The organism is Sulfurovum sp. XGS-02 (genome assembly GCF_023213175.1).
Taxonomy (GTDB): domain Bacteria; phylum Campylobacterota; class Campylobacteria; order Campylobacterales; family Sulfurovaceae; genus Sulfurovum.
Window position 1 is genome coordinate 837963 of record NZ_CP093312.1, and the last position, 21176, is coordinate 859138.

A 21176-nucleotide genomic window follows, 5' to 3' on the forward strand; every position below is an offset into this window, starting at 1 on the left:
GTGTTGTTTTAATACACATACAAAATATGACGAGTGTGACACTTGAGTTATCATTGTAATGTATTGATATTCTTTACATATACTTTATACACTTTATTATATGATTACTTTAGTTTTTTGATCAAACATTTGTTGAACAGGCTTGTAATTATGAAGGACTATGTATGAAACTGAATGATATTGTTGTGAATTATGTAAAAAAAATCATTAAAGAAGATCGAAAAAACATTTTTCATTTATTCTATTATTCTATCCTTGATGCTATTCTTGTTCTGTCTATTCCCCTCGCATCTGCAATTATCATCAACAGTGTATTGGCACATGCCTCACTCTCTGTAGTGATCTTGGGATCGATCGTCCTTGTATTATTTCTATTTATTACCGTTTTACAATTGCTTAAAGGGTATATTGTTGAAAAATTCCAACAGAAGGTTTTTCTTCAAGAAGGTATAGAGGTTGCAACAAAAGCATTACATCTAAAGCATGACGATCATGAGGATGAAATTCAACATAGAAAATTAATGAACTACTTTTTTGATATCACTTCGATCCAAAAGTTCTTTCCTATTCTTCTGCTTGATGGCTTGGGACTTGTGATCAAGATCGTTGTGAGTCTTCTTTTGTTACTTGCCTTTGATCCGATTCTATTTGCCGCGGGGGCACTCTTTTTTTCTATCTATATCATTCTGTTGTTTCTCCTCGGTCACAATGCAGCACAAAGTGCATTAGACCGTTCGGATGCAAAACACAGTACCATCTATTTTTTACAGCATATCAATGAAGAGAAGGGTAGTGAAAAAGAAACGCTTACCAAGTTCAATAGCTATTTAAGCAAGTATGTACAGGCTAGGAAAAAGTTATTTCAAATCATTGTCAGACAGTTGGGATTTACCTATTTTGCAGAAGGATTTATTTTTAGTATGTTCTTGATTATTGGAGGTTATCTTGTGATTAACGGAAGTTTGCCTCTTGGAGAATTTGTTGCCGCTGAAATTATTGTAACATCTATTACGTATGCATTAAAAGGATTTGCAAAACAGCTTGATTATATTTATGATATGATCGAAGGACTCTATAAAGTTAATAAGTTGTCAGTAGGCCTGGAGGATAAGAGAGATGGATAGGTTTGAATTTGATGCATTGAAACTTACTGAGACCAACCCTTTTGTGAATCGTATCGGGCGTTTTACTTTTTTTCTAATACTTTTCTTCATAGCCATTCTTTTTTTACCCTGGAGACAAACCGTTCAGGGTGAAGGTATACTGATCGCGTATGATCCCACGCAGAGAATACAATCTATCTCTGCACCTATTGATGGCTTTATCGATTCTTTTTATGTTTCAGAGAATGAACATGTAGAGAAGGGTATGAAACTTTTCAATATGATCGACCCCGATAAAGAGTATAAAACGCGTGTGTATAAAATGAAAGAGGATTTCGAACAGCAACATCAAAATATTGAAAATGAACTCATTGTCCTCAAACAAAAAGATACCAGTCTTTTGAATCAGAAAAAAATACGTATGGAGCTTTATGACAAACGATATGTTCAGGCAGAAGAGCAGCTCAAAAGTCTGCAGCTCAAATATCAAGCGGAGAAGAAAAACTATGAAGTCCTATTCAATCATTTTACCAGGATCAAGCAACTCTATCTTCAAAAAATAGAATCAAAAAAGAATTATGAGAAAAGTGAGAACCAATATATTAATGCGAAAACAAAATTAGAGAAGATTGAAATTGATATAGAGGTCCAGAAGCGTAATCTATCGATTATTCAACAAGAAAAACAACACTTTTTAGAAGAAATTGAAAATCAGATAAGAACACTTGAAAACAATATGTTAGGCGTGGAAACACGCTTGAATATCTTGAAAAGAGACTATGAAAAACACCTTACAGAGATAGCAAGATATGAAACATCATCCGTTATTTCACAAAAAGATGGTTTTGTCATGCGGATCTTGCAAAATGACAAGAATACGTATATTAAAAAAGGCCAGCCTATCATACGTTTTTCTCCCGATGTAAATACCAGTGTGCTTTTGTTAAAGGTCTCGGACTTCAATATGCCTTTAATGAAAGAGGGACTGCCTGTAAGAATCAGATTCCATGGATGGCCTGTGTTATATATCCCGGGATGGCCGGTGATAAGATTTGGTACCTTTGGAGGTATTGTGAAGAGAGTAGATCCGATCTTACATGAGAAAGGTGCCTACTATGCCTATGTGGTTGAAGATCCGAATGAACCATGGCCTTCTCATGAAAAACTTCGTATGGGAACCAATGCAACCGCATGGGTAGCCTTGTCACGTGTACCGATCTGGTATGAACTGTGGCGCTTAATGAATGCATTCCCTGCGAACATGGTCACACCGGAGAAAAAATAATGAAAAAAACACTTTTAGGATACTGTATCTATCTTTGTATTTTTTCACATGATGCTCTCTCTAAAGAAATTTTTACCGTGGAGCATATGAAACAGTATCTGACAAAAGAAAACCCCTATATTTACACTGCAGTAGGACAACAATATATAGATGAAGCACGTATCCGATCTGCAGAGGGAGACTTTGATACGAGACTCTCTGTAGCGTATGATCAAAAAGAGTACCCAATAAGTACAGGTGAGTTTTCTGATATATCTTTGAACAAGCCAACAGAAAACGGTACCGAATTTATTGTAGGGTATAGAAAAGCCGAAGGAATTCAAGAGTATAACAATATCAAAACGGGTAATGAAGGAGAATTGCGCTTGGGAGTGAAAGTACCTGTATTTTCACTCTTGAACAATATGAATGAACGAAAATATACACTTGATTCTGCCAAAATAAATGCTACCAGGTCGGCATTTGAATCACAAAACAATCTAAGAAACCTCTATACGCATATTGTCACTTCATATTATCAGCTTCTCTACTATAGTGAGGTTCTAAAGCTTGAGAAAAGACTATTGCATAAAGCGACAAAAAGAGATCGTTTTATTGAGAAAAGAGTAAGGTCAGGCGATCTGGCAGATGTTGCATTGCTCGAATCAAAACAGCAGATCATCAATCGTGAACAGAGGGTTCTGAGAACAAAAAACAGTTATATCCAGGCATTACAGACATTTTTAAAATATATGAACCTCTCTAAAAAAGAGTTTGATGGGAAATATGCTCTGCCATCACTAAAGATACTCAAGAAGGAAAAGATCATTTTCCACAATGTGATAAGTCAAGCATTAAAGCGTAGACCGGACCTCAAAGCCTTGGAGTCCCAACGCACTAAACTGGACCTGGATACAGCCTATAATAGTGTATCAGCGTATCCTAAGTTAAATCTTTTTGCCTACGGTGTGCATGATATCCAATATGGAGAGGGTATAAAGGTCGGACTGCAATTTGATATACCATTAGAGAGACGATCTTATAAGGGAAAGAGGGTCGAGATCCAAAAAGGTATGAGTCAGATTGAAGAAGAAAAAAATAGATTACTGTTAGAGTTGAAAACAAATCTCAGTAATTTAATGTATGCGTTGGATATTGTCAATCAAAATATAGAATTAGGGGAGAAAGAAACAAAGATCGTTGAATCGCTTGAAGAGGCTGAAAATAAAAAATACGAAGTGGGTTCAAGTGACCTGTTTCAGATCAATCAACGTGAGATCAGGACATTGGAAGTGAAGAAAAAGCAACTGGAATACCATCTCAATGCTCTAGTGATACAACAGGAGATAAAAAAAGAGATGGGAGAAGGCATGACACTCTAAACGTGTGATGTACTTTTTTACATGTTTTTAAACGGATTCAATACACCGCTGTTCTCTCTTAATATTAGAATATCTTCACTCTTATATAATCTTAAGTTATTTATATTATAATTCAAGAAATATCTCAAAGGAATGATTATGGATATAAATAAATGGAGAGCCACATGTAGACCTATCAGGATTGTGGTAGGTTTGGCGCTTATCGGTTACGGTGCATACTCAGGAAATGCATGGTTCTATCTTGGTGTGGTTCCGCTTATTGCAGGGCTTACAAACTTTTGTCCGGCATGTATCGCCACCAAAAAGTGTGATATCTAGGCAAAATAAAACAGATAAGGTCACTCCTCATCTGTTTTACACTTACTTTTAATGCTATTACATTAGCACTCTTTTCATAATTCAACCATTCATATATTTAATAAAGTATAATTTCACAATACAACGCTTCAAAGGTACAGGCTATGGATACACTTACTCAATATTTAAATGATCATCCTCATGATGAACTGCATCCTTCAGAGATAGCGAATATTCTTAAAGATCTTAATGAAAAAAGTTTTCATGAAGCCCTGCACGCCATACCTAGAGAGCTTATTGCGGATGTTGCATTGGAACTTCCGGACAGGTATTTTGAAGATATTGTTGAGTCTTTTACGACAAAAGAGATTGCTGATTCGGTCGCTGAACTTGAAAGTGATGACCAGACAGACTTTATGCAGGAGCTTGAAGAGGTCGATAAAGGTATGGCCAAAGCGGTATTCAGCCAATTGGATGAAGATGACCAGGCAGATATCTTAAAGCTCAAGCAGTATGATGAGGATATAGCAGGTGCCTATATGCAAGTAGAAGTATATACAGCTAACTTGCATGACACTGTACATGATGTGATCAGACAATTTGCGAAACTAAGACGCAATGATGAACTGGAAAATGTGAACTATCTTTTTGTAACGGATGAAAAACATCACTTACGTTATGGTATAGGTTTAGACCATCTTCTGGTCTTTAATTTTGATCAAACTCTGGAAGAGAATATTAACGAAAACCCTGAAAAATATAAACCTGTTATGGGGTATGACTCTGATGATATCGGTGATATCGTACAGAAGTTTCAAGAGTATGATCTATCGTCGATGCCTATTATTGATGAGAATGGTATACTTCTTGGGCGTATCACTTCAGATGATATCTATGATATTATCAATGAGCAGGCGACAGATCAGATGTACCACTTGGCAGGGGTGAATGATGATGCGGAAGAGGATGAAGATATCTTTAAAGCAGGTAAATCACGTGCTGTTTGGTTGGGTGTGAACCTGATCACAGCCATTACCGCCTCTTTGGTGATAGGTCTTTTTGAAGATACCCTTCAAAGCATTGTCGCTTTGGCCATTTTGATGCCTATCGTGGCTTCCATGGGTGGAAATGCAGGGACACAGAGCCTTACGGTTGTTGTTCGTCAGCTCGCACTTGGTGACATTGCACAGCATGATGCATTTCGTACGATAAAGAAAGAAATCATACTCTCACTTGCAAATGGTTTCCTTTTTGCTATAATCATGGGTATAATAGCCTCAATATGGTTTGATAAAGGGATGCTTGGTATTGTTATTGCACTCTCTATGGTCATCAATCTATTGAGCGCAGGTTTCTTTGGTGCCATGGTTCCATTGTTACTGAAAAAAATGGAAGTTGATCCGGCCATTGGAAGTACTGTGGTACTGACAACGGTAACGGATGTTGTAGGCTTCTTTTCATTCTTGGGTCTTGCGACCCTGATATTATTATAAAGGTAAATTTACTTATATGGATTTGTTAATTCTCTATTTCTTTTTGGCTGTGCTGATATCGTTCATCTGTTCGATCTTGGAATCAGTCCTACTCTCTGTCAATATGGCATATATTTCGGTTCTTGAAAAAGAGCGGCCTATGGCAGGGGCACTTTTAAAGGCCCATAAGATTGGTATCAATAAGTCGATCGCCTCTATTTTGATCCTCAATACCATTGCCAATACGCTCGGGGCTGCTGCAGTGGGAGCACAGGCAGAGAGTATCTATGGTACAGGCGCTGTTTTTTATGTTTCTATCATTTTAACGTTTGCTATTTTATTCCTCTCTGAGATCATCCCCAAAACGATCGGGGCGGTTTATTGGAAACAATTGGCACCGGTCGCTGCGTATGTGATACGTTTTTTTATCTGGCTTACGTATCCGATTATCCTGATGACACTCTTTGTGACAAACCGTATCAGCAAATCGGAGGATACGATGAGTTTGACAAAGGAAGAGCTCATCGAGAGCACTTTGTTGAGTGAAGATGAGGGGTTACTTGGAGAGAAAGAGTCAGATGTGATTGAAAATATCCTTTTGCTTGACAAGATAAGGACCAAGGAGATCCTTACTCCAAGAACCGTTGTTTTTGCACTCAATGGTGACCGAAGTATCAAAGATATCATTGAAAATGAACCGGCAATATTTAAGTTTTCAAGAATACCGGTGTATGATGAGAGCATTGAAAATATTACCGGTATTGTGATGACCAAAAAGATCTTTAAACAGGCACTGAAAGATGACAATGTCTCACTGCATACAGTGAAAAAAGATATATTTAAAATCAGTGAGAACCTGCCTGTCTCTAAAGCACTGGATCTTTTCATCAAGAAAAAAGAGCATATGTTCCTGGTCGTCGACGGTTATGATCAAACCGAAGGGATCGTGACACTTGAAGATTGTGTTGAGACGATACTGGGTGTTGAGATCGTTGATGAGAGTGACAGTGATGCTGATATGAGAGAAGTGGCAAAACAGAAGATGCGTCTCAAGCGTAGGTTAGAGAGTATTTCTAACGAAGAAGAGTAAGGCTTACTGTGTCATTGGCTACACTTGGATTATCTCCAGAGATATTAAAAGCACTGATTGAAAAAGGGTATGAGTCTGCCACGCCTATCCAGAAAGCACTGATACCCGCTATGTTCACGGGTCGGGACATTATGGCCGGTGCACAGACAGGTACAGGAAAGACTGCAGGATTTTCTCTCCCTATACTCCAAGAACTCAGTAAAAATTTTCTTGAAGGACAACATTATCCTAAAGCAGTGATTTTGGTACCTACAAGGGAACTGGCCAAGCAGGTACATGCAAGTATAGAAGCGTATGGCAAGTATCTTCCTCTGAAAAGTATGGTACTTTATGGCGGTGCAAACTTGACATCACAGGCGAACAGGCTTAAAGCAGGGGTAGATATCATTGTCGCTACAAGCGGACGTCTCCTGGAACACATAGGGCAAAAAAATATCAACCTGGAAAGTGTTGCCTATCTCGTGTTGGATGAAGCAGATACGATCCTGGATATGGGCTTTGTGCATGAGGTGAGCAAGATACTTCAGCACCTTCCGGATAAGCGGCAGAATGTACTGATATCCGCAACACTCTCCGGGTCTGTAAAAAGACTCGCAGAACAGATACTCCAAAAGCCCAAACTCATAGAAGTGGACAGTATGGGAACTTCTGCCCATACGGTAGAGCAGATTGTCTATCCTGTTGAGAAAGAGAAGAAAACCGAGCTGCTCTCCTACCTCATAGGTTCACGAAATTATAAGCAGGTACTTGTCTTCACACGTAAAAAAGAAGTAGCTGATGAAGTGGGCAAAGAGTTGAATCTTTCAGGGCTCACAACAGCGGTGATCCATGGTGGTAAAAGTTCCGGGGAGAGAGCTAGAGCACTTGAAGGCTTTAAAGAGGGAAAAGTTCGTGTACTTGTTGCGACGGATATCGCAGCACGGGGACTGGATATCCCAGCCTTAGGTGTGGTCATGAACTATGATATCCCTCATGTCACAGGAGACTACATACACCGCATAGGGCGTACGGGAAGGGCAGGGGCGAAAGGATTGGCTATTACGCTTATCTCACCTCTGGAAACAGTGGCACTGAAAGAGGTAGAGCGTCTTATGGGCAAGCGTATTCCCCAGGAGAAACTCGATGGGTATGCCCCTAAAGAAATACCTAAACAAAAAGGTGCACGTAAAAACCCCAATGAACATAAAAAGACAGATGGGGCTTTTGGTAAAAAGAAAAATAAAACAGCGGCCGCACCTAAGAGTAAAAAACGTAAAACCACCAAACGTGACGGCTTTAAAGCATTTGATGCTGCGAAACCGAAGACGGATAAGAAGGATAAAAAACGCAGAAGAGGCAGGAAATAATTTCCTGTTAAGTGGGTTTTACCAGGGGGTAAGCCACTTATTAAGCTCTGACATCATTTAAAAATGCCAGGGTGAGCGTATTTTTACCTTCGATGCGTTTTTTCTTGACAGTCAGTTTTACACTGTGGAAAAGAAAAAGTTCACCTGCATAGTTGATTCCCAACACGAAAGTATATTCTCCAAAAATAAATTTTTTCATCCCTTTTGCTTCAGGTTTTTTGGTAGGATTCTTGATATAGAAACAGACTTCATTAGGAAAATCGCTTGTACGTTTATCATCATCGTTCAAAATTACTTCACCTAACTCAGAGGTTACTTGAACAGAGAGCTTCGAATCGAGCTCATGTGCTCTTATCGTATAATCACCAAATGTAAATAGCATTCATATATCCTTGTTTATTAGATGAAATATTATATCTTTTATTACATGGTTTTATATAGATTTTTGTATAAATAATACGCAAATTGACGATACCATGTAACCTTCTGGAATCTGTTTTATGATTTTATCGTTTATATTTCCTTCAAAGAAAATTTCCCAATCTCTTCTAAAAATGTAGTAGCATACGAACCCTTGGGAAGATAAAATTCAACAGTAAGTTTTTTGGTATTGCTGTCATATTCTGTTTCGACATTCTTAGGCCATATCCATGCAAAACGCCTATCCCCTTTCAGCGAGTTCAATTCCGTATCATCATAGGATTCTTCGAGATGATAGGCATCACTTTTGGCTCTGAGTGCATTGGCACCGCATAGCAGTCCGGTAGGGGAGATCTTCTTTTGTTCGAAGGCTTGAGCGCTTTGCAGCATATCTTTGATATAATCCATTTTCCCGTAAGGATAGGGCATGATGATATCACCGATAAAGAGTTTGAAAAACTGAGGCTGTTTGGCCAAGATTTTCACCAGTTCCAGCGGATATTTGAGTTTTTTAGCTGCTTCTCCTGTTTTATTGTCCCTAATGATGGCAGAGAGTTTTACTCTCGAAGCAAGCCATTGGTTGTAAAGGTAGCTCTGGTAGGCTGAAACAAGCAGTTTTTCTTTGCTTCCTTTCAGACGTTTCCCTGAATGGGCTATCTCTTTTCCCTGCAGATAGGAACGGCTGTCTTCTCCAAAACGTTGGTAACCATAATAGTTCGGTATGCCGTCAACCTGCATTTTTTTTGCAGTGGTATTGAAAAATTTTGCTTCGTTTTCAGCAACTTTATGCAAGACAATGGAAAAACGATTGCCTTTGAGGTGTCCTATTTTGATAGGCGCTTTGTTGTAGGTACGTTCCAGTATTTCGATCTTCTCTGTAGTAAGGTTCTTGTTCAGTTCTTTTTCGTACTTTTTTGGAAGTGAAATGTACTGTATGGTAGTGGCATTTTTATCTTTAAGACCTGCATAGCCGATGTCACGTTCCTGCAGGCCGGTTGCCTTGGCAAGGACCGTAACCAGTTTCCATGTGCTCATATCGGTTTTTTTGATCTTGAGTATGAGGTAATTCCCTGTACCGCTGAAAGCGTAAAGAGGTATCTCTTCAACAAAAAATCGCTCAACTGTCTGTTTAAAGTCGAACTTTAGCGGGGTATGGTTATAGGCATAGGTCTTTATGTGATTCATGACGAGATTATACCGAAATAATGATGTAAGCTGGAGATATGATCATGAATTGAAAGGTTTATTGGGACTTTTTTATATTTGAATCATATATTATAACTTAATATATGATAGACTTATGGATAAAATTTTTGGGAGGATGAATGATGAAATCATTAAAATTTGAGGGGAGCGGTAGAGAGTATTTCAAAATATGGATCGTGAATGTACTCTTGACGATAGTGACATTAGGATTCTACTATCCATGGGCAAAAGTGCGTAATCGTCGTTATTTTTATGCCAATTCTATACTGGATGGCAGAAACTTTGAGTATCATGCAACAGGAAAACAACTTTTTATAGGTTTTTTGGTGGCAATGAGCCTTTTTATTGCCTATGTGGTGATCCAGCAGCTTTCAACTATAGGGAGTGTTATCTTGATTGGTGCTTTGTTTATAGCGGTACCTTGGCTCATATGGAGAAGTATGATGTTCAATATGCGTATGACAAGTTTTTCAAATGTACGTTTTGGTTTTGTAGGTAAACTTCGTGATTCGTATATGAACTTCTTTGTCTATCCTGCTCTTTTAATGATCGGGTATGTTGTATTGGCGATCGGTGTGGAGGTATTGATGCCTATCTTAGGTATGGGATTGACGTCTCTGATCTCAATGATTGTATTTTTAACCTTTATTGTGTTTGCTGTCTCTTTTATCAAAAAGAAAAATACTGAATATTTCATCAACCTCTCACGTTATGGACAGGGGATCTTTCAAACAAATGTCAAGACAAAAGAGTTTATGAACATTATGGTCAAAACGGTAGGTATAGCACTATTGACCATGCTTATTACAGCATTGATCATAGGTGCTTTGGTGTATGCAACCGTAGGACTTGAAACACTTGTTTCTATTCAGGAAGCAGCTAATGATCCTCAAATGATGCAGGCACAGATGGCTGCAATTTTGCCTATTGTAGGGTTGGCTTACTTAGGGATGATACTTGCATCTATGTTCATTATGGCATATGCTATGACAAGACAACGTACCTATGTCTATCAAAATACTACTTTAGATGATGAAATCTCTTTTGGTTCTACACTCAAAGCAAAACAACTCGCATGGGTAATGATGACAAACTTTTTGGCTGTTATCGCAACATTAGGACTTGCTATGCCATGGGCAAAAGTAAGGGTTGCAAGGGTCATGTTGGAAAATACACAAGTGCATACTGGTGCAGGGTTTGATCAATATATGACACAAAAACAAAATGAATCGTCATCATTGGGAGAACAGATAGGTGATGCCTTTGATGTAGATGTAGGACTAGGTTTTTAAAGATATGATACAGGGCAAGTGGTATGCACAAGGAAGTGCAGCATCTTTGGATGCGACACTTGCTGCAACATCAGAACATACTTATGTGATCAAGATAGAAAATGGCACTTTATACGAAGGTAAGTTGTCTGCATTACATGTAGGCAATAGACTGGGAAACACAGAACGAAAGATCACCCTTGAAGATGGCTCCATCTTCGCTACAAAAGAAAATGACTTTATTGATCATACATTTAAAAAACATTTGTTAGGCAATCGCTTGATCCATACGCTGGAGTCAAAGATGAGATGGGTGTTTGTTGCACTTGTGATCACAGTATTTACTACCTTTGGATTTTTTAAATGGGGTGTACCGTGGAGCAGTACAAAGATAGCACATCTGCTGCCGCATGAAACCAATGAACTTATTGCTTCGCATACGTTAGATTTTCTTGATAAGTATATCTTTCAAAAGAGTCAGATCCCGCAATCTAAAATGGAAGAGATACGCCAACATTTTACATCTAAATTAGTTCCATTAAATGAAGACAAAGAGATACATTACAGACTGCATTTTCGTTTATGGAGTGATGGGAACTTAAGTATACCCAATGCATTGGCATTGCCTTCGGGAGATATTATTTTAACAGATAAATTTGTAGAACTATCAAAGACTCAAGATGAAATTGATTCTGTACTATTGCATGAGATGGGGCATGTGGTACATCGTCATACTTTAGAGACGGTGATCGAAAGTACATTTATCACCGTGACTACAATGATGATAGTGGGAGATAGTAACGGATTGGCAGATATGGGCGTAGGGCTAGGTTCCCTTCTTGTAAGCAGCAGTTATTCGCGTGGCCATGAATCTGAAGCAGATCACTATGCATTTGAGCAGATGCTTACGGCCAAGATAGACCCGATAGCATTTTCAGATATTATGAATCGTATGACGTCATATATGGAGATATCAGGTAAAAATGATAAGAACAGCGAAGTGTCCAATGAGGATGTTTTGGATTATTTATCTTCCCACCCTACGACCAAAGAGCGTGTCAAGATAGCACAACAGTACAGTCAATGTTTCAAAAAAGGTTTGACTAGCTGTGAAATAGTCTTAGAGTCACAATAAAATTTAACCGCATTTCCCGGGCGCACATTTCATACCGTTAAATTGTCCTGTCAATGTGCCATCAGTACTTCCTTCATGCATTTTATCCATTCTCTCTTTCATCATTTGTGGATGTGCAATGAAATTGTAACCTTTATAAAGGGTGATCCCTCCATAGAGAATGACAAGAAGAGACGCCAACTTCATCATGGTACCTCGGAGGGATCCTTTTTGCAGGATCTTTGTGAGGAAGCCTAAAAAGAAAAGTGCGGGGATAGTAGCCAATCCAAAGGTCGCCATCACCAAGGCCCCGGAAAGAGGATCAGCAGTACTTGCCGCAAAAATAGCAAAAGAGTAGACAAGTCCGCAAGGGATGATACCATTGAGCAAACCTAAAAGATAAAAGCTTAGATACGATTTGTCCGACATGAGTGCTCTAAAGCTCTTTTGATACCAGGCATATTTGGAAACGGACCATTCAGCGGAGTTTAGGAATTTGAGGTTTCCTATAAGAGAGAGACCTGCGAGTATCATCAGTATACCCGTGATGAGAAAAAGTATCCCTTTGGTTGTAGGCGTAAAGGCGACCACTTGACCCACATAACCAAATATTGCACCTAAAATGGCATAGGTCGTAACACGTCCAAAGTTATAGGCCAAGTGTGAAGCTGTCTGTTGCAGATAACTTGTTCTTTGATCTATTTTTGTAGAAGAGTACGCAACGACGATCCCGCCGCACATACCAATACAATGTCCAACACTTCCTAAAAAAGCGGTTGTTAAGATAATAATTAAATCTATATTGCCCATTGAGACAGCCTCTTTTGTAAATAGTGATAAAACTATAGTATTATTTTGTTAAAATAATGTTAATAAATCATAAGGGCCGTATTGTGTTTAAATTTTTAAAACGTAATATCATAAAAATGTTTAGAGAATTACTTGTCTACCATCATAGTTCTTTAGAGTATAGAGCGAAGATCCTCACCCTTATGGTTTCAGCAAATGGCGAGATCTGTGAATGCGAAAAACAAAAACTTAAAGAGATAGCACACAGCATTTATAGTGATAATCAGGAGAGAGCAGAACTTCTCATCGATACGGTCAATGAATACCATACCAAGATCATAACCAATAATGGACTGGATTTTGAGCATCTTATTATGTTGGTTGAAAATGAGACCAGAGAGGTACCTCGTTTTACATCAAAGATAGACATCGGGCTTCTAATGCAGCTGCATGAATGTATGGACAGTGAAGAGGATACTCTGTTCCAGCAGCGTATTGTAGAATTTTTACAGGGTCTTAAGGACGAATATGGAGTGGTATAGATTTATTATATTTGGTAAAGTACAAGGTGTATTTTATCGCAAGTTTGTTTCTCATGCTATGATGAAGAAACAATATAAGGGATACATACAGAATCTTAATGATGGTACAGTTGAAGTAGTGGCTGAAGTATTTGATGATGATTTCGATACGTTTTTGGCCATTTTGAATGAAGGATCACCATCGAGTTTAGTAGAGGATATCCGATATGAGATCATTCATGATGCAGAATTTACAACCGATGGTTTTGAAATACGATATTAGGAGGTTCTTAGTATGAGTAGTGGATGGACATGTCAATATATGGGAACAAATGGAGAAGAGAAAGAGTGGTGTATCAAACTTTCTCATAAGTGTGATCCTGGATGTAAAGGATGTGTCATTTATAATCAAGTGACATTTTCTGAGCCTAATATCTCTGAAGAACAGCAGCGTAAGGTTAAAAAACGTAGTGATAATCCTTTAAAAGGATAGAGATTCGAAATTGAATCATCTTGATAGTATAAACAAACACAGTAGGCTTCTTTAATACTTCCTATTCATTTTTCTGTAGACCAAACAGTGCTTGCTCCCAAAGTAATAAGCATGGTAAATCAAGACACAATTTTATTCATTGGCATAATATTAGATTATTTTCAGAGGCGAACTAGGAGTGTTGATGAGAAGAAGTACTGTTTTTAAGTTCTAAACAAAGAAATCAATCATAGTATGCTTTCCCGCAAGCTAAAGCTTGGGGATGATCTTAAAGAGCTCTAGAGACAATAATGGCTATAGCCATCTCTTGTGCCGCGAGGATGGAGTTTCGCGTTGCAAAAAGGTTCGCACTTTGAAACTGCTGTGTGGTGATAAAGGTATCAGCCACCATTCCGATATTGTCGGCCATGGCCAGGATGGTATCGCCCATCTCTCCGATCCGATCTGCCATGATTCCAATATCGGCTGAAAGCTGAAGCATACTGTTGAGCGAGTCTTGGAGTGTCACTGTCGATGTTGACGGTTCTAGCCCTTGGATCGCAATAACATAGCCATCAACCGCCGTTGCGATAAAGGTTAGCATAGTCGACATATCATAAAGCTGCATCATCGACATATCATCGATATAAAGTGTGCCGTTTGCCGCATCACTCTTGATCGCGCTGCTGAGTGCAGTGACCTGTTGAAGAAAGTTTTTGACGTCATCTTCGACACCTTGTAACTGGTATCTCATCGTCCATGGGTTGAGCATGACTGAGTGCATACGTGAAGAGAGCTCCATACCATCAGAGATAATCGCATTGTATTCAAGTTCACGTGTGCTCGTCTCAATGACCGAGACCAGTGTTAATGCATTGGTCTGTGTCTGTAGCAGTGTATCGATACTGGTGGTCATGTTTGCGCTCTGTATCTCTTGAGTCATGATGATGCGATCAGCCATGATGTCGATATTGTCTGCCATGACAAGAATCTTGTCTGACATTTCTCCAATTCTGTCTGCCATCGTACCGATATCATCTGAGAGCTGCAGCATAGAGGTAATGCCGTCTTTGATAGTTAGTTCCGAGGCTGTATTGTCAAGCTGCTGCAGGTCAAGTGAGAGTCGCAGTGATTCATTGGCCAGGCTTAGGTTTGTTGCTGAAAGTTGTTCAAGAGCATTGAGACTATCGGCATCGATCTGTAACGGGGCAGAGAGGTTTTCATCTACAGCAGTGATGGCATTGACCATATCGCGTGCCTTCTGGTTCATTTGTACCAACGGTGCACAGACTGAAGAGGCATTGAGCTCAAGTGTGCTCAATTCACTTCTAAACGTTTCAGACTGAAGAACAAGACCTTGCAGGTCATCATTCAAGGCTGCGCCTGCCGGCATACCCATAAAAAGCATAAAAACAGTAGCAGTGCCAATAAAGTTGTTCCATAGTTGTTTCATCCGGTTCTCCTTTTTCTTACAGTCCGTAGGACTCAATAGTATTGATCGTGATATTTTGCGCAGTGGTCAGGGAATCAACAGTATAAGCCATGTTTGATGCCTGTATTCCTTCTACCTCGACGATCCGATTGCTCATTACACCAATGTTGTCGGCCATGACAATGATCTTGGCACTCATCTCCATGATACGGTCACTCATGATTCTAATATCCTGTACCAGCTCCAGCATGGAATTCGTGGCATCAGAAAGGATAGGTGTACTCGTTAACGGAGCAAGGAGCTGTACGGTTCGGGCAAAATTCTCGGTACTCTGAGCCAGAGCCCTGTGAATCTCTGAGAGATCGCTGAAATAGGTTAGTGTATCACCATTGATATAGTGTGAAGCCATTGCACTGTTGATACTGACGAATGTATAGAGGCTAACGACTTTTCCCATCAATTGTGCAGATTGTGCTTGTAGCTGGTTCAATTCATCTGCCATATTCAAGTTGGTAAGTATAGTTGTCTGCATATCAGAATCCAGCGTATCGCCGTCTGATTGGATCTGATCAAGTGTAAGATTGTATACTACGGACGAAAGAGAGCTGGTAAGTGCACCTATATTCTCCTGAGTCGTCAGCAGAGAAGCTTGAATGAACTGCATATTTGTGCTTTGCAGTGTCATAGTAAAGACGATTTTATCCGCCATCGAACCTATATTGTCGGCCATGATTAGGATACGATTGGCCATCTCAAGGATACGGTCGGCCATCGTACCGATGTCGTCGGAAAGACGTAATACAGCACTGAGACCGGCCCTGTATTCGAAAATATCGGCAACCGATTCGATACTATTGAGCTCCAATGCTATGCGCATACTCTCTTGGGCCATAGATCTGCTGATGTTACTGAGATCATCAAGTGATGTCAGATCTCCCTGTGTCAGGCTCAGAGGTGAAGAGAGCTGAGCATAGACCATCTCGATACTTTCGATATATGTTTCAATAGAGGTGTTAAGGGTACCCAGCTGGGAACAGTCATCCCCCTGATCAAAACTGAATGAAGAGAGATTAGAATCAAGAGAATTCCCCTGGTTGACAAGACTCTGCATATCAGTCGAAAATGCCGCATGTGCATTCACCATAAACACTATAAGCAACAATGATGATGCTAAATATTTTTTTAACATAATGGTTTCCCCTATTTAATAATAATTTGTAATCATTATTATTTTAATTTATTATAAAAAAGTTTGGAATTATACATTCCATAGATTAAAGGAATATAAAATATATCGATGGTTCCCCCTTGGGTACATTATGAATGTATGTTTGTTTAAGAAGAGTATCGGCGATATTTGAACATTTTGTTTGATTGTCATGGATATGTCTTATAAAACCACAAAATCCATTTTATTTGATAGAGAGATGAATAGAAGCAGGGGAGTTACTACTTGAGATATTAGAGTTTTCTCCCTGCAGGGAGTTTACCTTACCTCTTTACCAAACTTCGCTTTGAGTTTCTGTAGTTTTGGAGGGATGACTGCCATACAGTAGCCCTGCATAGGATTTTGCTGGTAGTAGTCCTGATGGTAGGCTTCAGCTTTATAGTAGTTCTCGAGCGGTTCGATTTTCGTGACGATAGGATCGTTCCAGTCTGCCTGTGCCGCTTCCATAGTCGCTTCAGCAGCCTCTTTCGTCCCTTTATCGGTATAGAGGATGGTCGATCTGTACTGGGTGCCTCTGTCTGCACCTTGCCGGTTGAGTGTGGTAGGGTCATGTATCACAAAAAAGATCTTGAGTAACGTCTCTACAGTGATAATACTGTCATCATAGGTGATCTTGATTACCTCTGCGTATCCTGTGTCACCTGTACAGATATCTCTGTACGTTGGATTGGGAGTATGTCCGTTAGCGTACCCGCTCTCCACATCACTCACACCTTTAAGTAATTCAAATACGGCTTCAGTGCACCAGAAACATCCACCGCCCACTATAAGTTCTCGTTGCATTATCTATCCTTTTATTTCAGCAAAGCACGATGCATATCGTGTAATGTGCCTATTTTATTTATATTTATTTTATTCGCTATAATACCTAAGAAATTAAAAACTAATCTAAATAGGGAGTTTTTCTTATGAACGTGAATGTTGTATGTCCCCATTGTTTGAAGGTGAACCGAATACCTAAGAAGGCATCATACAGTAAAGCAAACTGTGGCGGATGTAAGCACTCTTTGCTAAAGAGTGCACCTATTTCTGTAGATGCTGATAAGCTGGGTACCTTTATAGCCAATGCTGATGTCCCGGTCGTGGTTGATTTTTGGGCCCCTTGGTGTGGTCCCTGTGTGCAGATGGCTCCAGCTTTTGAAGAAGTCGCCTTGGCCATGCCGCTTCAGGCTCAGTTCCTCAAAGTCAATACCGATGAACAGCAGACTTTGGGTGCGCAGTACGGTATACAGAGCATACCTACGCTCATCGTGTTTAAAAATGGTAAAGAAGTGGACAGGCTCAGTGGTGCTTTAGATGCCGGTAGATTACAAAACTGGGTAAGGCAGTATCTTTAAATGAGTAAAATATTATTACTGGAAGATGACGCCAACCTGAATGAAACGGTCACAGAGTTTCTAGAAGAGAAGGGTCATGACGTGGTCAGTGTCTATGATGGACATGAGGCACAGGAAAAATTGTATGAGAGTAAATATGATCTGCTTCTTTTGGATGTCAATACGCCGGGTATGAATGGCTTTGACCTTTTAAAAGAAGCCAGAGAGAGTGATGTGGTGGCACCGGCTATTTTTATCACTTCTTTAGACTCGGTGGATGATCTGGAAAAAGGTTTTGAGAGCGGATGCGATGACTATATACGTAAACCTTTTGCACTCAAGGAACTGCAGATACGTGTGGAGACACTGCTTAAACGTGCTTTCTATCATGAGTCCAAAGAGTTGATAAAGATTTCAAAAGAGATCGCCTATGACATCAAAAACAATGAACTGATCATCAGTGGTAAAACGGTATCTTTGGGTCATAAAGAGTCTATGCTCCTTAAACTCTTTATGAAAAATGAAGATGAGGTCATTGTTCATGAACGTATTTATGAACATTTATGGGACTTTGATGAAGAGCCTAGTGATACGGCACTCCGTACTTACATTAAAAATCTTCGTAAAATCATAGGTAAGGAAAGAATTGTTAGTATTAAAAAACAAGGCTACAAATTCACTGCTGAGAAGTGAGAAAAAGTCTCTTTTAAGGTTTTTGACACTCTATGTAGCTATGGTCATATTTCTGATCACGCTGCTTTCACGGTTTTATTACCAAAGTCAGGAAAAACTGATACTCTCTGATCATCGGGCGATGATGACCAAATATGCCTATATCCAAACAAGAAGACTTAAAGTGCTGCACCATTTTTTTCCGGAAAGAACAGAATACCCTCGAGATCCCCGTTTCAAATCAGCGATTTATGACCTGGAGCATATGAAAATTTTTTCATTGCTGGAAGATGAAAATGTACGGTTTGATGCTGAAGAGATATACATTACGAATAGTCATATACATTTAGTGAAAATGCTGGATGAATTTTATTTGGGGACCAAATACCTTATTATAGAAATAGAAGACAGTGGTGCATGGAGAGGTGAGATATGGAAAAATATCATCACTTACGGCATTGCCGGATTCATCTTTTTTATGCTGTTCGGACTCTATCTTGCCAAACTGTTTTTAAAGCCGATGCGAGATTCCATTGTATTGTTAGACAGGTTTATTAAAGATACAACGCATGAACTTAATACACCGCTCTCTGCTATACTGGCAAACATAGAGATGATGGATACCGACGTGATGGTAGAGAAAAATAAGACAAAACTGGCACGCATAAACATTGCAGCAAAAACGGTTTCTGTACTCTACAAGGATCTCACCTATCTTATGTTGGAAGAAGATAAGGAGAACCATGATGAAGAGATTGATATCAGAGAACTCATCTATAACAGGGTAGAGTATTTCTCTGTGCTGGCACAGTCAAAACATATAGCGTATGATCTGGATCTGGAAGAGGCAACGATTATGATGGATAGACGTAAAATTACCAGAGTAATAGATAACCTGATATCCAATGCGATCAAATATAACAAACGTAACGGTACTATAGGTATAAGATCAAGAGAAGGCTTTTTGGTGATCTGGGATACAGGTATAGGTATTAATGAAGAAAAAATACCTTTTATTTTTGATCGTTATATGAGATTTAATAAGAGTGAAGGTGGTTTCGGTATCGGTCTTAGTATCGTTAAAAAAATAGTGGATGAATATGATATCTCCATAGAAGTAGTGTCAAAAGAAGGAGAGGGTACAAAAATGGTGTTACGATGGTAAAGGCTATTATTTTATGTTTCGTTTTAGTATCAGGGGTGTACGCGCAGGATGCCTATGAACGTCATTGTGTGGAGTGTCATAGAGATCTACCCACATCACTCCAGCGTATGTTTATGCGCTACCTGATTGTCTATAGTGGTGAAGAAAATGTGAAAGCAGGGATGAAACACTATTTGAAACATCCCTTAAAAGAGATCTCTGTGATGTCTGATCTCTTCATTGATACGTATGGTATTAAAGAGAAAAGTAAATTGAGCGATAGTGAAATTGATGAGGCTTTGGATATCTATTGGGATAAGTTCAAGGTCTTTAATAAGCTGAAGTAGTTACACATTGATAAAGCTTTAGAGGTATATTTGGAATAGGTTTAAGGTTTTTAATAAGTTGAAGTAGTTACAATAACTTTGGATAAGGTTATATTATAAATTAAAGGAAGAATGAAATGAAAAGAATAGTCACTGTACTCAGTCTTGTTGCGTTTGCAATGGTTAGTACGCCTACAGTCGCATCTGCGAGTGTAAAAAAAGGTCAAAAAATATACAAAAAGAAAGTGAGAAAATACTGTGGATTCTCGGGTGTGAGATTTGCAAGACACCATAATCAGGATGAGTGGGAAGCGATATATGATGATGGTGAATTCCAAGCAGAAACGAAAAGAATTTGTCCCAAATTACCTTTAAAGAAAATTAAAAAATCATGGTGGAAACATCTATATGAATTTACGTATGAATATGGTGAAGGCGGATCGCACGTTCCAAAGTGTTAAACACATGTAACTTCTTGAAGCAGTTGTGAACCTTCTGCTTCTTCTTTTACACACTTCACAATATTTTCACAATTACATGCTATCATACTTTCATCTAATAACAAAAAGGATTACATATGAAGACTACAACAAAATTAGCAATTGCTGCTTTACTTGGTATGACATTACTTTCAACAACTGCATCTGCAGATGTGAAAAAAGGTCAAAAAATCTATCTTAAGAAGTTGAAAGCTCCTTGTGGATTTAATGGTGTTAAATTTGCACAGTCCCATACGCAAGATGAGTGGGAAGCGATTCAGGAAGCTGGTAAATTTGAGGATGAGATTAAAAAACTTTGTCCGAAAGTAAAAAAATTCAAAGCAAAATATATTCCAGATGTATATGATTTTGCATATGAATATGCAAGCGATTCAGGTAACGTACCGTCTTGTTAAGGTATGTATCCTAAATTAAACTTGAGGTGGAGGATCTGCTTTTAGCAGCTCTTCTTAATACTAAATAAATAAATTTAACTTAAAGGGAATAAAATGAAAAAATTTGCAATCGCAATGTTACTTACTGGATCTACACTACTTATGGCTGACGGTGCAGCTGCTTACGCTAAATGTGTTGGTTGTCATGGTGCAAACGGAGAAAAAGCTGCTCTAGGTAAATCTGCTATTATCAAAGGTCAAGATGCTGCTAAAACAGTTGAACAACTTAACGGTTATAAAGCTGGTACACTTAACCAATATGGAATGGGTGGTCTAATGAAAGGTCAAGTAGCTTCTATGGATGACGCTACTATCCAAGCTGTTGCAGATTACATTGCAGCAATGAAATAATCAGTTTTTCAAACTTTAAGTTCATT

At 38.9% G+C, this 21176-nt stretch carries 25 protein-coding genes; 19 read left to right on the top strand and 6 right to left on the bottom strand.

Annotation, left to right across the window (positions count from 1 at the left end; all coding sequences use genetic code 11):
• Positions 1 to 164: 164 nt before the first annotated feature.
• The 7 genes from MN086_RS04180 to MN086_RS04210 all read left to right on the top strand — a co-directional run bounded on the left by MN086_RS04180 (position 165) and on the right by MN086_RS04210 (position 7954).
• Positions 165 to 1124, top strand: coding sequence for an ABC transporter ATP-binding protein (locus tag MN086_RS04180; protein ID WP_248576802.1), 960 nt, complete (start codon positions 165 to 167; stop codon positions 1122 to 1124).
• Positions 1117 to 2388, top strand: coding sequence for an HlyD family secretion protein (locus MN086_RS04185; protein ID WP_248576803.1), 1272 nt, complete (start codon positions 1117 to 1119; stop codon positions 2386 to 2388). The genes MN086_RS04180 and MN086_RS04185 overlap by 8 nt, the downstream gene beginning before the upstream one ends.
• The gene (locus tag MN086_RS04190) at positions 2388 to 3749 is read left to right on the top strand and encodes a TolC family protein (protein WP_248576804.1); all 1362 of its coding nucleotides are present in this window, start codon (positions 2388 to 2390) and stop codon (positions 3747 to 3749) included. The genes MN086_RS04185 and MN086_RS04190 overlap by 1 nt, the downstream gene beginning before the upstream one ends.
• A 138-nt stretch (positions 3750 to 3887) precedes the next feature.
• Positions 3888 to 4067, top strand: a complete 180-nt coding sequence (locus MN086_RS04195; RefSeq protein WP_248576805.1) for a DUF2892 domain-containing protein — start codon at positions 3888 to 3890, stop codon at positions 4065 to 4067.
• Positions 4068 to 4210: 143 nt separating this feature from the next.
• Entirely contained in the window at positions 4211 to 5539 is a 1329-nt protein-coding gene (gene mgtE / locus MN086_RS04200; protein WP_248576806.1) for a magnesium transporter, read from the top strand.
• A gap of 16 nt (positions 5540 to 5555) precedes the next feature.
• Positions 5556 to 6608, top strand: coding sequence for a CNNM domain-containing protein (locus MN086_RS04205; protein WP_248576807.1), 1053 nt, complete (start codon positions 5556 to 5558; stop codon positions 6606 to 6608).
• A gap of 8 nt (positions 6609 to 6616) precedes the next feature.
• Positions 6617 to 7954, top strand: a complete 1338-nt coding sequence (locus tag MN086_RS04210; protein ID WP_248576808.1) for a DEAD/DEAH box helicase — start codon at positions 6617 to 6619, stop codon at positions 7952 to 7954.
• Positions 7955 to 7994: 40 nt separating this feature from the next.
• Here the strand turns inward: MN086_RS04210 and MN086_RS04215 are convergent, their stop codons facing one another.
• Together MN086_RS04215 and truD are read right to left on the bottom strand one after the other, a co-directional pair.
• Entirely contained in the window at positions 7995 to 8336 is a 342-nt protein-coding gene (locus tag MN086_RS04215) for a hypothetical protein (protein ID WP_248576809.1), read from the bottom strand.
• Between the two features lie 131 nt (positions 8337 to 8467).
• Positions 8468 to 9559 carry a tRNA pseudouridine(13) synthase TruD gene (truD, locus tag MN086_RS04220; RefSeq protein WP_248576810.1) on the bottom strand — a complete coding sequence of 364 codons (1092 nt, stop codon included), beginning with the start codon at positions 9557 to 9559 and terminating at the stop codon, positions 8468 to 8470.
• A 143-nt stretch (positions 9560 to 9702) separates the two neighbouring features.
• On the opposite strand from truD, the gene MN086_RS04225 reads away from it, so the two are divergent.
• Together MN086_RS04225 and MN086_RS04230 are read left to right on the top strand one after the other, a co-directional pair.
• Positions 9703 to 10872 (top strand): YjgN family protein, encoded by a 1170-nt coding sequence (locus MN086_RS04225; RefSeq protein WP_248576811.1) that lies wholly within the window; start codon positions 9703 to 9705, stop codon positions 10870 to 10872.
• 4 nt (positions 10873 to 10876) lie between these two features.
• Positions 10877 to 11986, top strand: a complete 1110-nt coding sequence (locus tag MN086_RS04230; RefSeq protein ID WP_248576812.1) for a M48 family metallopeptidase — start codon at positions 10877 to 10879, stop codon at positions 11984 to 11986.
• 3 nt (positions 11987 to 11989) lie between these two features.
• Here MN086_RS04230 and MN086_RS04235 read toward each other — a convergent pair whose 3' ends face one another.
• Positions 11990 to 12775, bottom strand: coding sequence for a sulfite exporter TauE/SafE family protein (locus MN086_RS04235; RefSeq protein ID WP_248576813.1), 786 nt, complete (start codon positions 12773 to 12775; stop codon positions 11990 to 11992).
• 116 nt (positions 12776 to 12891) lie between these two features.
• On the opposite strand from MN086_RS04235, the gene MN086_RS04240 reads away from it, so the two are divergent.
• Genes MN086_RS04240 through MN086_RS04250 form a run of 3 tightly spaced genes read left to right on the top strand, consistent with a single transcriptional unit; the run spans position 12892 to position 13768 of the window.
• Positions 12892 to 13296, top strand: coding sequence for a hypothetical protein (locus MN086_RS04240; protein WP_248576814.1), 405 nt, complete (start codon positions 12892 to 12894; stop codon positions 13294 to 13296).
• A complete protein-coding gene (locus MN086_RS04245; RefSeq protein WP_248576815.1) occupies positions 13283 to 13558 on the top strand; it encodes an acylphosphatase in 276 nt (91 codons plus the stop codon). The genes MN086_RS04240 and MN086_RS04245 overlap by 14 nt, the downstream gene beginning before the upstream one ends.
• A gap of 12 nt (positions 13559 to 13570) precedes the next feature.
• On the top strand, positions 13571 to 13768 hold the full coding sequence (locus MN086_RS04250) for a hypothetical protein (RefSeq protein WP_248576816.1): 198 nt from the start codon (positions 13571 to 13573) through the stop codon (positions 13766 to 13768).
• A 268-nt stretch (positions 13769 to 14036) separates the two neighbouring features.
• On the opposite strand, the gene MN086_RS04255 is transcribed toward MN086_RS04250, so the two are convergent.
• The 3 genes from MN086_RS04255 to msrA form a co-directional block, all read right to left on the bottom strand.
• The gene (locus MN086_RS04255; protein ID WP_248576817.1) at positions 14037 to 15200 is read right to left on the bottom strand and encodes a hypothetical protein; all 1164 of its coding nucleotides are present in this window, start codon (positions 15198 to 15200) and stop codon (positions 14037 to 14039) included.
• 16 nt (positions 15201 to 15216) lie between these two features.
• Positions 15217 to 16368 (bottom strand): hypothetical protein, encoded by a 1152-nt coding sequence (locus MN086_RS04260; protein WP_248576818.1) that lies wholly within the window; start codon positions 16366 to 16368, stop codon positions 15217 to 15219.
• A gap of 297 nt (positions 16369 to 16665) precedes the next feature.
• Positions 16666 to 17190, bottom strand: coding sequence for a peptide-methionine (S)-S-oxide reductase MsrA (gene msrA, locus MN086_RS04265; RefSeq protein WP_248576819.1), 525 nt, complete (start codon positions 17188 to 17190; stop codon positions 16666 to 16668).
• A gap of 125 nt (positions 17191 to 17315) precedes the next feature.
• Here msrA and trxC point away from each other — a divergent pair, with 125 nt between their 5' ends.
• From trxC to MN086_RS04300, 7 genes are all read left to right on the top strand, one after another.
• Entirely contained in the window at positions 17316 to 17744 is a 429-nt protein-coding gene (gene trxC / locus MN086_RS04270) for a thioredoxin TrxC (RefSeq protein ID WP_248576820.1), read from the top strand.
• Positions 17745 to 18416 (top strand): response regulator transcription factor, encoded by a 672-nt coding sequence (locus MN086_RS04275; RefSeq protein ID WP_248576821.1) that lies wholly within the window; start codon positions 17745 to 17747, stop codon positions 18414 to 18416. It begins immediately after the preceding gene.
• Entirely contained in the window at positions 18370 to 19560 is a 1191-nt protein-coding gene (locus MN086_RS04280) for a HAMP domain-containing sensor histidine kinase (protein ID WP_248576822.1), read from the top strand. Before MN086_RS04275 ends, MN086_RS04280 begins: the two co-directional genes overlap by 47 nt.
• Entirely contained in the window at positions 19554 to 19886 is a 333-nt protein-coding gene (locus tag MN086_RS04285) for a hypothetical protein (protein ID WP_248576823.1), read from the top strand. Before MN086_RS04280 ends, MN086_RS04285 begins: the two co-directional genes overlap by 7 nt.
• A gap of 116 nt (positions 19887 to 20002) precedes the next feature.
• Entirely contained in the window at positions 20003 to 20326 is a 324-nt protein-coding gene (locus MN086_RS04290; protein WP_248576824.1) for a hypothetical protein, read from the top strand.
• A gap of 116 nt (positions 20327 to 20442) precedes the next feature.
• Positions 20443 to 20760, top strand: a complete 318-nt coding sequence (locus tag MN086_RS04295) for a cytochrome C (RefSeq protein WP_248576825.1) — start codon at positions 20443 to 20445, stop codon at positions 20758 to 20760.
• A gap of 93 nt (positions 20761 to 20853) precedes the next feature.
• A complete protein-coding gene (locus tag MN086_RS04300) occupies positions 20854 to 21150 on the top strand; it encodes a c-type cytochrome (protein WP_248576826.1) in 297 nt (98 codons plus the stop codon).
• Positions 21151 to 21176: the final 26 nt, after the last annotated feature.

Coding starts and splice junctions, on each gene's coding strand:
- MN086_RS04285 (WP_248576823.1), top strand. CDS start 19,554: ATGGTAAAGGCTATTATTTTATGTTTCGTTTTAGTATCAGGGGTGTAC.
- MN086_RS04295 (WP_248576825.1), top strand. CDS start 20,443: ATGAAGACTACAACAAAATTAGCAATTGCTGCTTTACTTGGTATGACA.
- MN086_RS04180 (WP_248576802.1), top strand. CDS start 165: ATGAAACTGAATGATATTGTTGTGAATTATGTAAAAAAAATCATTAAA.
- MN086_RS04190 (WP_248576804.1), top strand. CDS start 2,388: ATGAAAAAAACACTTTTAGGATACTGTATCTATCTTTGTATTTTTTCA.
- MN086_RS04245 (WP_248576815.1), top strand. CDS start 13,283: ATGGAGTGGTATAGATTTATTATATTTGGTAAAGTACAAGGTGTATTT.
- MN086_RS04185 (WP_248576803.1), top strand. CDS start 1,117: ATGGATAGGTTTGAATTTGATGCATTGAAACTTACTGAGACCAACCCT.
- MN086_RS04225 (WP_248576811.1), top strand. CDS start 9,703: ATGAAATCATTAAAATTTGAGGGGAGCGGTAGAGAGTATTTCAAAATA.
- MN086_RS04255 (WP_248576817.1), bottom strand. CDS start 15,200: ATGAAACAACTATGGAACAACTTTATTGGCACTGCTACTGTTTTTATG.
- MN086_RS04235 (WP_248576813.1), bottom strand. CDS start 12,775: ATGGGCAATATAGATTTAATTATTATCTTAACAACCGCTTTTTTAGGA.
- msrA (WP_248576819.1), bottom strand. CDS start 17,190: ATGCAACGAGAACTTATAGTGGGCGGTGGATGTTTCTGGTGCACTGAA.
- MN086_RS04230 (WP_248576812.1), top strand. CDS start 10,877: ATGATACAGGGCAAGTGGTATGCACAAGGAAGTGCAGCATCTTTGGAT.
- MN086_RS04300 (WP_248576826.1), top strand. CDS start 20,854: ATGAAAAAATTTGCAATCGCAATGTTACTTACTGGATCTACACTACTT.
- MN086_RS04250 (WP_248576816.1), top strand. CDS start 13,571: ATGAGTAGTGGATGGACATGTCAATATATGGGAACAAATGGAGAAGAG.
- MN086_RS04290 (WP_248576824.1), top strand. CDS start 20,003: ATGAAAAGAATAGTCACTGTACTCAGTCTTGTTGCGTTTGCAATGGTT.
- mgtE (WP_248576806.1), top strand. CDS start 4,211: ATGGATACACTTACTCAATATTTAAATGATCATCCTCATGATGAACTG.
- MN086_RS04215 (WP_248576809.1), bottom strand. CDS start 8,336: ATGCTATTTACATTTGGTGATTATACGATAAGAGCACATGAGCTCGAT.
- truD (WP_248576810.1), bottom strand. CDS start 9,559: ATGAATCACATAAAGACCTATGCCTATAACCATACCCCGCTAAAGTTC.
- MN086_RS04260 (WP_248576818.1), bottom strand. CDS start 16,368: ATGTTAAAAAAATATTTAGCATCATCATTGTTGCTTATAGTGTTTATG.
- MN086_RS04195 (WP_248576805.1), top strand. CDS start 3,888: ATGGATATAAATAAATGGAGAGCCACATGTAGACCTATCAGGATTGTG.
- MN086_RS04205 (WP_248576807.1), top strand. CDS start 5,556: ATGGATTTGTTAATTCTCTATTTCTTTTTGGCTGTGCTGATATCGTTC.
- trxC (WP_248576820.1), top strand. CDS start 17,316: ATGAACGTGAATGTTGTATGTCCCCATTGTTTGAAGGTGAACCGAATA.
- MN086_RS04240 (WP_248576814.1), top strand. CDS start 12,892: ATGTTTAGAGAATTACTTGTCTACCATCATAGTTCTTTAGAGTATAGA.
- MN086_RS04275 (WP_248576821.1), top strand. CDS start 17,745: ATGAGTAAAATATTATTACTGGAAGATGACGCCAACCTGAATGAAACG.